At 56.0% G+C, this 12,094-nt stretch carries 12 protein-coding genes; 4 read left to right on the forward strand and 8 right to left on the reverse strand.

Annotation, left to right across the window (positions count from 1 at the left end; translation table 11 throughout):
- Positions 1-80 precede the first annotated feature (80 nt).
- Entirely contained in the window at positions 81-425 is a 345-nt protein-coding gene (locus tag THINI_RS10225) for a hypothetical protein (RefSeq protein ID WP_002708520.1), read from the forward strand.
- A 12-nt stretch (positions 426-437) separates the two neighbouring features.
- Here THINI_RS10225 and THINI_RS10230 read toward each other — a convergent pair whose 3' ends face one another.
- The 7 genes from THINI_RS10230 to THINI_RS10260 all read right to left on the reverse strand — a co-directional run bounded on the left by THINI_RS10230 (position 438) and on the right by THINI_RS10260 (position 6,367).
- Entirely contained in the window at positions 438-881 is a 444-nt protein-coding gene (locus THINI_RS10230) for a molybdenum cofactor biosynthesis protein MoaE (protein ID WP_002708521.1), read from the reverse strand.
- Between the two features lie 3 nt (positions 882-884).
- On the reverse strand, positions 885-1,118 hold the full coding sequence (gene moaD / locus THINI_RS10235) for a molybdopterin converting factor subunit 1 (RefSeq protein ID WP_002708522.1): 234 nt from the start codon (positions 1,116-1,118) through the stop codon (positions 885-887).
- Positions 1,119-1,231: 113 nt separating this feature from the next.
- Entirely contained in the window at positions 1,232-3,070 is a 1,839-nt protein-coding gene (glmS, locus tag THINI_RS10240) for a glutamine--fructose-6-phosphate transaminase (isomerizing) (protein WP_002708523.1), read from the reverse strand.
- Entirely contained in the window at positions 3,070-4,449 is a 1,380-nt protein-coding gene (gene glmU, locus THINI_RS10245) for a bifunctional UDP-N-acetylglucosamine diphosphorylase/glucosamine-1-phosphate N-acetyltransferase GlmU (RefSeq protein ID WP_002708524.1), read from the reverse strand. Before glmU ends, glmS begins: the two co-directional genes overlap by 1 nt.
- 62 nt (positions 4,450-4,511) lie before the next feature.
- Positions 4,512-5,204, reverse strand: a complete 693-nt coding sequence (gene mtnC / locus THINI_RS10250; RefSeq protein WP_002708525.1) for an acireductone synthase — start codon at positions 5,202-5,204, stop codon at positions 4,512-4,514.
- Positions 5,204-5,746, reverse strand: a complete 543-nt coding sequence (locus tag THINI_RS10255; RefSeq protein WP_002708526.1) for a 1,2-dihydroxy-3-keto-5-methylthiopentene dioxygenase — start codon at positions 5,744-5,746, stop codon at positions 5,204-5,206. Before THINI_RS10255 ends, mtnC begins: the two co-directional genes overlap by 1 nt.
- A gap of 6 nt (positions 5,747-5,752) precedes the next feature.
- Positions 5,753-6,367 (reverse strand): methylthioribulose 1-phosphate dehydratase, encoded by a 615-nt coding sequence (locus THINI_RS10260; protein ID WP_002708527.1) that lies wholly within the window; start codon positions 6,365-6,367, stop codon positions 5,753-5,755.
- Positions 6,368-6,535: 168 nt separating this feature from the next.
- Here THINI_RS10260 and THINI_RS10265 point away from each other — a divergent pair, with 168 nt between their 5' ends.
- From THINI_RS10265 to lon, 3 genes are all read left to right on the forward strand, one after another.
- Complete coding sequence (locus tag THINI_RS10265; protein WP_002708528.1) at positions 6,536-6,991, forward strand: hypothetical protein; 456 nt, start codon at positions 6,536-6,538, stop codon at positions 6,989-6,991.
- Positions 6,992-7,553: 562 nt separating this feature from the next.
- Positions 7,554-7,949, forward strand: a complete 396-nt coding sequence (locus THINI_RS10270) for an Hsp20/alpha crystallin family protein (protein ID WP_002708529.1) — start codon at positions 7,554-7,556, stop codon at positions 7,947-7,949.
- Positions 7,950-7,955: 6 nt separating this feature from the next.
- Complete coding sequence (gene lon / locus THINI_RS10275) at positions 7,956-10,367, forward strand: endopeptidase La (RefSeq protein ID WP_245536613.1); 2,412 nt, start codon at positions 7,956-7,958, stop codon at positions 10,365-10,367.
- Positions 10,368-10,408: 41 nt separating this feature from the next.
- Here the strand turns inward: lon and THINI_RS10280 are convergent, their stop codons facing one another.
- Positions 10,409-11,980, reverse strand: a complete 1,572-nt coding sequence (locus THINI_RS10280; RefSeq protein ID WP_002708531.1) for an ATP-binding protein — start codon at positions 11,978-11,980, stop codon at positions 10,409-10,411.
- Between the last annotated feature and the right edge of the window lie 114 nt (positions 11,981-12,094).

Raw genomic sequence — 12,094 nt, forward strand, 5'->3', positions numbered from 1 at the left:
AAATCTGCACTACACTTATAATCGCGTGTCTTTTTTGCACAATCCCTTAAAGCAACAATGAATTCTCAAGGAAGGGCGACATGAAATTGTATTCTGCTTTTTTTTACCCGCGTGCCAAACAATACCTGCTGTTGACTGGCTCTATTGCCTTGCTGGCAGCCTCCACCAGCACCGCCGCCACGACCGTGACGCTGGTAGCAACCATCAAGGAACAACCCGTGCTTGCCCCCGCATCCTGGACGGTTTTCTCCATCAAGGACAAAGAGCAAAAATCCCCGATTGCCACCCTGCCCCGCCATAGCGGGACAGTCAACCTCCCGAATGGCTTTTATTGCGCTAAAGTCCAGATGCAACATAAAAGCGGGGAAGCCGAGTTTTGGGTGGAATCCGGCGTGGACAAGGTTGTCAGCATCCCCCTCGATTAAGCAACAACGGCCTTAACCGGGCGTATTCTTTTCTACCCAACGCTCTGAACCGTCTGCCAGCGTTTCCCGCTTCCAGAAGGGCGCTGTATGCTTAAGCACCTCCATCATGTGGCGGCAGGCCTCAAAGGCTTCAGCCCGGTGGGCTGACCACACCGCTACTAGCACAATGGCTTGGGAGGGCGTAATTTTCCCCACCCGATGCACGATCAATACATTATCCAACGACCATTCCTGCTGTGCGTTGCCAGCCAGTTGCACTAGCTGACGCTCGGTCATGCCGGGGTAATATTCCAGATACATTTCCCGCACGGCATCCCCTTCATTGAAATCACGCATGGTGCCAACAAACACCGCAGTTGCGCCAGAACGGACACTATCATCCTGTTGCTGCTGCGCCTGCCAATCAGCCAGATAACGCCACGGGTCAAACCGATCCGTCAGCAATTCAATGTGCATTGCTCAACCTCCTGTCACAGGTGGGAAGAAAGCCACTTCGTCGCCCGACTGAACCAGCGATTCAGCCTCGGCATACTCATGGTTGATGGCAGCCAGCACATTCTCAGGCAATGCGCTTTCCCCACTGCTACGCAACCAGACATCCCGCACGCTCAGAGACTCTGCCACATCCAGCAACACATGGCTTTTTCCTAAACGTTCGCGCAAACTGGCAAAGAACAATACCTTCACTGACATAACAAGGCTCCATGACAACAGCATAAAAAAGGCCGCTTGCTTGCGGCCTTTTAGGATACCCCAGTTTGCAGTGACGGGGATATGGTGTTACCCGCCGGAGAATGGCCTGCCGCTTACTCCACTGTTACCGACTTGGCCAGGTTGCGCGGCTTGTCCACATCCGTCCCCTTTTGTACTGCGACGTGGTAGGACAGCAGTTGCAGCGGGACAGTATAGACAATTGGAGCCAGTAATTCCGGCACATGCGGCACTTCCAGCACATGCAGGCTGTCATCGGCCTTAATATGCGCTTCCCGGTCGGCAAACACATACAACTCGCCGCCACGGGAACGGACTTCTTCCAGATTGGACTTGAGCTTTTCCAAAAGACCAGTGCTCGGCGCAACTGTCACGATCGGCATCTCGCTATCCACCAATGCCAGCGGGCCGTGCTTGAGTTCACCAGCCGGATAGGCTTCGGCGTGGATGTAGGAAATTTCCTTGAGCTTGAGTGCGCCTTCCATCGCCACTGGGTAGAGTTCGCCGCGCCCGAGGAACAGGGAATGGTGTTTTTCGATGAAGCGTTCTGACAACACCTCAATTTTAGGGTTCAGATCCAGCGCTTGTTCTATCAAGGCGGGCAGCTTACGCAAATCTGCCGTAATCTGCTCAACCCTGGCTTTGTCTGCGCCTTTCGCCTGCATCAACAGTACCATCAGCAACTGAAGCGCAACCAACTGGGTGGTAAACGCCTTGGTGGAAGCCACCCCAATTTCCGGCCCGGCCATGGTCATCAGCGACATGTCGGATTCGCGGGTCAGGGAGCTTTCCGCTACATTGCAAATGGTCAGGGTTGCCATGCAGCCGTGGTTTTCCTTGATTTTTTCCAGCGCTGCCAGAGTATCGGCGGTTTCACCGGACTGGGAAATGGTCACGAACAACATGTTCTTGCGCGGCGGCTGGCGGCGGTAGCGGTATTCGCTGGCCACTTCCACATGGCAGGGAATATCGGTGTTGGCTTCAATCCAGTAACGCCCGACCAAACCGGCGTGGTAGCTGGTGCCACAGGCAATGATCTGGATTTCTTCCACCTGCGCCAGTTTTTCCAGCGCATCCGGTGCGCCCAGCAGGGAAGGCAGCACATGATCGCCCGCCAGACGGTTTTCCAGTGTGGCTGCAACCGATTGTGGCTGCTCGAAAATTTCCTTGAGCATGAAATGGCGGTATTCACCCAGCTCGGCGGAACACATGGCCGCGCTGGACTCCTTGACCGGGCGGCTGACGCGCTCACCATTGGCATCGTAAATGTCGATCTTGTGGCGATTGATTTTCGCCACATCGCCGTTTTCCAGATAAATGAAACGGCTGGTGACCGGCAGCAATGCCTGGATGTCGGAACCGATGAAATTCTCACCGATACCCAAACCGATGACCAGCGGGCTACCGTGGCGCGCCACGATCAGCGTATCGGTTTCATCGGGGGAAATGACTGCCAGCGCATACGCACCTTGTAGTTCACAGCGCGCCGCCATCACGGCATCCAGCAAACTGATACCCTTGCGACGGAATACATCGATCAGGTGAGCAACCACTTCGGTATCGGTGTCGGAGTCGAAACGGTAGCCGTCGTTTTTCAGGCGCTCGCGCAATTCCACATGGTTTTCAATGATGCCATTGTGCACGATACCAACCCATTCGCCACTGAAATGTGGGTGGGCGTTGCGCTCGGCAGGCACGCCATGGGTAGCCCAACGGGTATGGGCAATGCCCAATTTGCCGTCGATGGGTTCATCAGCCAGCCGGTCGGTTAGCGCGGCCACTTTACCCAGCGCCCGGCTACGCACCAGATCACCCGTGTCGCGTACAACTGCAACGCCTGCCGAGTCATACCCCCGGTATTCCAGCCGACGCAGCCCTTCCAGCAGGATTTCCACCACCGGGCGTTGCGCGATGGCTCCAACGATTCCACACATTATTTTTTCTCCTTGACTGGGCGCTGCCAGCCTTTCAAGGTCATTTGTTTGGCGCGGGACAGGGTAAGCTCGCCTGCCGGGGCATCTTTGGTGATGGTCGAGCCTGCGCCGATGGTGGCTCCCTCGCCAACAGTGACAGGCGCAACCAGTTGGGTGCAGGAACCGACAAACACCTTATCGCCGATGATGGTCTTGTGCTTGTTGGCACCATCATAGTTACAGGTAATCGTACCTGCACCAATATTGACATCATCTCCCATCTCGGTGTCGCCGATGTAGCTCAGGTGATTGACCTTGCTACCCTTGCCGATATGGGCTTTCTTGGTTTCAACGAAATTGCCGATTTTGGCCTTGGCTGCCAGCACAGTTCCGGGGCGCAGGCGGGCAAATGGGCCAATGTCGCAGTTTTCCGCAATCACGGTATTTTCAATCACCGAATGAGACTTCACGTGGGTGTTATCACCGATCTCCGCATTCTCGATCACGCAGTTGGCGTCAATCACCACGTTATTGCCAAGCTTGACCTTGCCAATCAGGACGACGTTAATGTCCAGAAAAACGTCCTGGCCGACTTCCACTTCGCCACGGATGTCCAAACGGGCAGGGTCAGCAACCGTCGCGCCATCCAGCATCAGCTTTTCGACCTGACGTTGCTGGCATGCGCGTTCCAATCGGGCAAGCTGCACGCGGTTGTTAGCACCCTCCACTTCCACCGGGTCAGCGCATGACACCGTATTGATGCTGCCGCCTTCCGCTACTGCCAAGCCGACGCAATCGGTCAGGTAGTATTCGCCCTGGGCATTTTGTGGGGTAATGTGTTGCAACCAGCGTTTCAGATCCCTGCCACGCGCGGCGATAAAACCGGTATTCACTTCACGGATCAAACGTTGCTCGTCGGTAGCGTCCTTCTCTTCCACAATTGCCTGTACCTGCCCTTCAGCATTGCGCACGATGCGCCCGTAGCCTTTGGGTTCCGCCAACCCGGTGGTCAGGATGCACAAAGAGGAATCCTGCAAACCCTGTGCCAGCCCCTGCAAAGTGGCAGAGCGGATCAACGGGACATCGCCGTAGGCAACCAACACGACATCATCAGCATCCACCAAGTGGATAGCCTGGCTGACCGCATGGCCAGTGCCTTTTTGCACCGATTGCACCACCCAATTGAGGTTTTCGCCCTGAATGCGTTCACGCACGAGGTCACCGCCATGACCGTAAACAATCGCCATGTGGCAAGCCACGTTGCGGCTTTGCAAAGCAGAACAGGCATCAACCACATGTTGTAACATTGGCCTGCCAGCAACTGGATGCAGCACTTTTGGCAGAGAGGAACGCATCCGGGTACCTTGACCCGCTGCGAGGATAATTGGAAAAATATTCATTCAAATGAAGCCTAAGCCGTTTAAATTATTGCCCGAAAGTATAGTCAACAGATATTTAACCACTAGTTGATGGCCGTCACATCCATTTCATCAAAATTGTTAATCCATGGGTGCTGCAAGCCGTCAGTTGGCTGATTTTCGCGGACAAGGCAGCAGGTTTTCAGCCCTGCTTGCTGTGCCGCATCCAGCTCCTCACGAATATCAGACAGGAACAGGATTTCCTGTGCTGGCAAGCCAATCACATCCACAATCCGCCGATAAGCATCCGCCTCACGTTTGTGGCCAATTTGCGTGTCGAAATAACCGCTGAACAAAGGTGTCAGGTCGCCCGCATCAGAATAGCCGAACAGCAATTTCTGCGCATGTACCGAGCCGGAGGAATAGACATACAACTTCAGCCCAAGATCGTGCCAGTGTAACAGGTTACGCACAGCATCCTCATACACATGGCCGGTGAAATCGCCCTTGCGGTAGCCCTCTTCCCACATCAAGCCCTGGATGGCCTTCAACGGGGTAACTTTTTTGTCTTCAGCAATCCACTGCCGCAGTTGCGCTATTGCATCTGCCAACGACAAGTTGGCTGTACCGACCTCCATGCGCACGTCATCAACCAGTTGGGCGACTGCGGGGTCTTGCCGGTGTTCTACCACAAATGCCTGCATGTGCTGGTCGGCATAAGGGAACAGCACATCCTTGACGAATGACAGGCTGGTCGTGGTACCCTCAATGTCGGTGAGTATGGCCTTGATGGTCATCAGTTTTCCAGCCGCGGGAAACGTTCGGCGATGTCGTTACCGGTAAAATTAGCCACCCAGCCGTCCGGGTTGGTAAACAAACGAATAGCCCTGAAATGCGGGTTTTCCCCCATATCGAACCAATGGGGAACCCCCGCCGGTACGCTGATCAGGTCGCCTTTTTCGCACAACACCGTGTATACCTTATCGCCTATATGCAGGTAGAACAAGCCTTGCCCATCGACAAAAAAACGTACCTCAAACTCAGAATGGGTATGCTCATTAAGAAATTTCTGCCGCAGCGCAAGCTTGTCGGGATGAGCTGGAGTCAAGCTGACCACATCCACACTCTGAAAGCCGTTTTCCGCCATCAAACGGTCGATGTCAGCGCGATAAGCGGCAATCACTTCACCTTGGGTGGAAACATCCGTCAACGGCGCATTTGCCTGCCAGCGCTCGAAACGCACGCCCTGCGCCTGCAACAGCCCGCTAATGGCATCATAATCCGTATAGGCTTGCGCCTGTTGCGGATTATCGTCCGCATAAATCTTCAATTCGCTCATCACCCTCTACCTATCCAGCAACAACTGCCGGTAATAACACTCGAACAGGAATTCTAACGCCTCAACATGCCGTTGGGCATCAGCCACCGTCACGCCCCACGTATACAAGCCATGCCCTCGGATCAGGTAACCAACGGTTTGCGGGTTGGCATCCAGATAAAGACCGACTGCTTGCGCTAAAGCAGGAATATCCTGACTGTTGGGAAACACTGGAATAACCAGACAACTGTCATGGGTATCCACGCTGGGAAAAGCTTTTTGCACCTCATAACCTTCCAGCACGACTTGCGACTGCCGCATCGACAGCACCGTCGCATTGACAGAATGAGTATGTAACACACAACCCATAGCCGGGTCACGCTGGTACATCAGGGTATGAAGGCCGGTTTCCGCCGATGGGCGCTTATCTGCATCCAGCGAAACACCCTGCAAATCCACCCGCAGGAAACCGCTTTCCGCATCCAGCCTGCCCTTGTGCTGGCCAGAACTGGTGATCAGCAGCGTTTCTGCGCCCAAACGCGCGGAAAAATTGCTGCTGGTGGCAGGAACCCAACCTCTGGAATGGAAAAACTGCCCCGCAACGATCAATTCGTCACGCAGGCGCTGCAACATGTCGGACATGGTATTTCTCATGACGCAAAGCATAGTATTTTCCCAGCATTCCGCCCGTTTGTCAGACAATTTGCAAAAAGTTCCCGAAATCGTAAAAAAGCCCTTTACATTAGAAAAGTCTAATATTAGAATTATCTCATATTGAAACTTTACACCAATTTGCTAGGAGACTTAAACATGAAACTGCAAGCTATCGCATTCGCTTCCCTGATCGCCCTGTCCACTGCTGCTTCCGCCGAGTTCTTCGACGGTTTTGACAACGGTTCCGGCGCTGGCAACGGCTACGGCAACGGTACTGCCGCTTCCAACGCTTACGGCAATGGCTACGGCAACGGTGCTGGCGATGTCAACGGCTGGGGCCGTGGCAAAGGCGACGCAGACGGTGAAGTTGATTTCAGCATCACTTTCAAAGGCAAGGGCCGCACCAACATGGATACCGACATGGCTGCCAACGGTAAAGGCAATGGTGACTGGTACGGCGCTGGTAACGGCTATGGCTACGGCAACGGTGCTGGCAACGGCTACGGCTACAACAACTTCGCCAAAGATGGCAACGGCTTCCCGATGATGCCTCAGCAGATGCCTGCTGCCCCACAAGCGCCAGCACAAGCTGCACCTGCTGCTGCCAAGTAATTTCCAAGGTGGGGAAACTGCCGACGGGTAGTGCTTCGGTGCTGCCTGCCCGGCTTCCCCCACACACTCCTAGCAAGGGAGCCGTTCTTCGGGATGGCTCTCTTGCTTTTTTTGTTTCAAGGGTAAAGACAAATCAACTGTTCACAGCTTCCTGCTAATACCCTGACCACACAGAATTTTCGCTCTGTCAGGGTCACTTCCGACATCGGCTGGTTGAAGAAAGACCATCCCCATTGGCCAAAGCTGACCAGCATCATCGCGGTCACTGCCATCCGCGAAGCAAGGACAAGACCACGGAAGAAACCCGTTACTTCATCAGTAGCATAAACGCTTCCAACCCGGAACGGCCGGGGCAAGTCGTGCGGGCGCATTGGGGCATTGAGAATAACCTGCACTGGGTGCTCGACTACCTAGCTGAAATACAGCAAAAAGGGCTGGGTAGTAATAAGCAAGCACTAATAAACCATACTTTTTTACTCAACTATTGTCATCCAGTATTGAAATACTGCGCCTCACCCCGATCTTCCTCCCATGAACATTAACCATGCGATAGGTCAAAACCATGCCATTTCGTCCCAACAACCGAATATGGAGTGAAGCCTTCGAGCTGCTGGCCGAGGCCGAACGCCTGCAACGCCAGTGTTTCCGCCCAGTGCCCGCACAAACGCCGACCTGGGAGCCGCCCGTCGACCTGATCGAAACCCGCGACGCGGTGCTGGTGACAATCGCCCTGCCCGACGTCGCGCCCGAACGGGTGGAAGTCCACATCAACAGCGGCCAGCTCATGGTCAGCGGCGTGCGCCCCTTGCCACAACACATGCAGGGCGCGCGCATCCACCGGCTGGAACTCCCCTACGGACGCTTCGAGCGCCGCATCCCACTCCCAACTGGCCACTACGAACTCAGCAGCCATGCCATGAAACACGGCTGCCTGCAACTGAACCTGCGCAAGCTTTGAGGAAAGATGATGAACGACACCGACAAGCAAACCCTGCAAATACCCGACTGGGCTGAAACCAGCAGCGAAGAAGCACCTGCCGATGACAGCCTGATCCTCACCCCGATGCGCAACGTGGTGCTGTTCCCCGGCATGGCGATCCCCATCACCATCGGGCGCGAACAGTCGCTGGCCGCCGCGCAGGCAGCCGTCAACAGTGGCCGCAAGATCGGCTTGCTGCTGCAAAGCCACCCCGAAGTCGACGAACCGCAAGGCAGCGACCTGTACGCTACCGGCACCATCGCCAACATCCTGCGCTACGTCACCACCCCCGGCGGCGCGCACCATCTGGTCGTGCAGGGTGAGGAACGTTTCCGCGTACTTGATTACGTCAGCAGCCAGCCCTATCTGGTCGCGCGCATCGAAGCCCTGCCCGAAGCCGACGACAGCGACCCCGACATCCAGGCGCGGATGCGGCATTTGCAGGAAAAAGCCATCGAAACCGTGCAACTGCTGCCGCAAGCGCCGCCGGAAGTCACCGCCGCCATCCAGAGCATGGAAGGGGCTGGCGCGCTGGCCGATCTGGTCAGCAATTTCCTCGACATCAGCCCGCAGGAAAAGCAGAAGATTCTGGAAACCACCGACCTGCGCGAACGCCTCGACAAGGTAGCCGACCACGTGCGCCAGCAGCTCGAAGTGCTGAAACTGACCCGCGAAATCGACCAGCAGACCAAGCAGTCGATGGACGCCCGCCAGCGCGAATTCATGCTGCGCGAACGCCTCAAGGCCATCCAGAAAGAGCTGGGCGAAGACGACGGCAACGACGCCGAAATCGAGGAACTGCGTCAGGCCATCGCCGACGCCGACATGCCGCAGGAAGCCGCCGAGCAGGCGCAAAAGGAACTCAAGCGCCTGCAAAAAATGCCGGATTCCTCGGGCGAATATTCCATGATCCGCACCTACCTCGACTGGCTGACCAGCCTGCCGTGGAGCAAGCTGGACGCGGAAAACATCGACATCGCCAAGGCGCGCGCCGTGCTCGACGCCGACCACTACGGTCTCGACAAGATCAAAAAACGTATCCTCGAATACCTCGCCGTGCGCAAGCTCAACCCGCAAGGCCGCAGCCCGATCCTGTGCTTCGTCGGCCCGCCCGGCGTCGGCAAAACCTCGCTGGGGCAAAGCATCGCCCACGCTTTGGGGCTGCAATTCGTGCGCGCCAGCCTCGGCGGCGTGCATGACGAAGCCGAAATCCGTGGCCACCGTCGCACTTATATGGGCGCGCTACCCGGCAACATCATCCAGGAACTGCGCAAGGCCGGCACCCGCAACCCGGTGTTCATGCTGGATGAAATCGACAAGCTCGGCGGTGGCGGTTTCCACGGCGACCCCGCCTCGGCGCTGCTGGAAGTGCTTGACCCGGCGCAGAACGGAACCTTCCGCGACAACTATCTGGCGCTGCCGTTCGATCTCAGCAAAGTGGTGTTCATCGCCACCGCCAACGTGCTTGATTCCATTCCGGGGCCGCTGCGCGACCGTATGGAAATCATCAGCCTGCCCGGCTACACCGAGGACGAAAAGGTCGAAATCGCCAAGCGCTATCTGGTCAAGCGCCAACGCGAAGACCACGGTTTGAGCGCAGAGCAGGTCAGCATGAGTGAGGAAGCCTTGCGCAGCATCGTCGCCGACTACACCCGTGAAGCTGGGGTGCGCAACCTCGACCGCGAAGTCGGCGCAGTCATGCGCTACGCCACCATGCAAGTCGCCGAAGGCAAGGCGGAAACAGTCGACATCGACGCGGAAGACATTCCCGCCATCCTCGGCCCGCAACGCTTCGAGAGCGAAGTGGCGATGCGCACCAGCGAACCGGGTGTTGCCACCGGCATGGCCTGGACACCGGTCGGTGGCGACATCCTTTTCATCGAAACCACCAAAATGCCCGGCAAAGGCCGCCTGAGCATTACCGGCCAACTTGGTGACGTGATGAAGGAAAGTGCCCAGGCCGCCCTTAGCCTGATCAAGTCACGCGCCAAACAACTGGGCATCAGCCAGCAGGTTTTCGAGGAAAACGACATCCACCTGCACGTCCCCGCCGGAGCGATCCCGAAGGACGGGCCAAGTGCAGGCGTTTCCATCTTCACCGCACTGGTGTCGCTGCTCACCGACCAGAAGGTGCGTAGCGATGTCGCCATGACCGGCGAAATCAGCCTGCGCGGGCTGGTGCTACCGATCGGCGGGGTGAAGGAAAAATGTCTGGCGGCGTTACGCGCTGGTATCCACACCGTGCTGCTGCCTGCCCGCAACCGCAAGGATTGGGAAGATGTGCCGGAAAATGCGCGCGGGCAGTTGCAGGTGGTGTGGCTGGAAAAGGTGGAGGATGTGCTGGCGGCGGCGCTGGAAGGGGAGAGCTATCGGGCCGAACTGAAATCAGCGGCTTGAATGGCCGCAGGCTGGCGCTATCAGTGGCATGTGCCTGCAATTCACCCTTGCAGGCCATCCTCCTCCCACTCAAACCGCACAAAATTTCGCACCTGCGCACTAAACTCCATCCCCACCAAAAAGATACAGTGCTGCCCATCGCGGTAAGGCGCGGCGTAATCCTGCTGCTTGATCTGCACCAGTGCGCCGCCATCGCCTTCCGCACCATCCACCAGCTTGAATTCAAAGATATACACCCGCTTTGCCTCGTTGATAAAGGGTAAGCGCAAGGTCATATCCACCCGCCCCTTATTGCTGCTTTCCTCGGCGCGTGTGTCCAGGCTGAGGGAACACAGGAAAGCGTACATCACGGAGGCATAATAACCTTCATAGCTGGCTATCGGGTTGTTGGTGTAATTCTGGTGGGCAATATTGTCGAACAGGGCGCGGAAATGCCGTTCCAGCGCGGCAAAATCATTACGGATCAGGGCCTGGCGAATGGCGCTGCGTTCCGGGCGGGTATCGGTGAGGTAGTTATCCAGCAAATAACCCATCAGGCTGTAACGCACTTCATTGTTGGGGTAAGTTAGCGCGTATTCCGGCAAACTGCCCGGCACATCCACAATTTTTTCCTTGATGGTCAAATAGCCCGTCTGGAATAACAAGGTTTCCAGATGGATACGGTCAACGTCAAAATCCCCCAAAGCTTTATAATCCATGCGCACGGCTTCGAGGTCGGGCAAATAGAAAGGGCGTTTGCGCAAAATATGCACTAAGAATGACGGGGTGGCGGTTTCAAACCAATACGGCAGAAATTCTTTCCCTTTGGCAATAAACAGCAGTACATCAAACGGGTTGTAAACACTTTCCCCCAGCCAGTTGTAGCCGTTGTACCATGACCGCACCATTGCCATGTCTGCGCCTTGCAGATGTTCAGCAAAATGGTATTCCAGTTCGGTTTGGGTATAACCACATAGGGCGCTATAACGCGGGTCAAGGGTGATGTCTTCCAGGTTGTTCAGGCCGCTGAACAGTGAGACCTTGGAAAACTTGCTGACCCCGGTGAGGAAGGCAAAGCGGATATTGGCATCCTGCCCCTTGATCACCGAATATAGGTCGCGTAGCCCGTTGCGCATGTCAGCCGCAACCTCTGGATGGGTGATATTGTCAAGGATGGGCTTGTCGTATTCATCCACCAACACCACCACGTCGCGCCCGTATTTGGCTTTGGCATTGCGGATCAGTTCACCGAAGCAGGCGGCAGGGTCTTGATGGTGGCGGCAACTGACCCCCAATTGTTCTTGGTTCAGTTCCAGGATTTGCTGGATACGCCGTTCCAAGGCAGCACGGCTTTCCAATAGACCCTCGGCGAAACTGATGGAAATGACGGGATATTGCACTGCCCAATCCCAGTGCGGGTGGATGTGCAAACCGCGAAACAGGGTTTCATTGCCTGCAAACAACTGATGCAAGGTATCGACCAGCAGTGACTTGCCAAAACGGCGCGGACGTGAGAGGAAGTAATATTTGCCCCTGTCGGCCATCATTTGCACATACGGGGTTTTGTCCACATAAACGTAGCCGTCTGCGATGAAGTTTGCGAGGGTGCTGATGCCGATGGGTAGCTTTTTCATGTGCCGCACTTGTCTTGGGTGATAGGGGGATTATAGCCCCAATGCCTGCCGCATCCCATCGACCCGTATTAGCTAGTGATTTCTGATTCGACAATACTGCTTTACATACCTATT

The organism is Thiothrix nivea DSM 5205 (assembly GCF_000260135.1).
GTDB lineage: Bacteria > Pseudomonadota > Gammaproteobacteria > Thiotrichales > Thiotrichaceae > Thiothrix > Thiothrix nivea.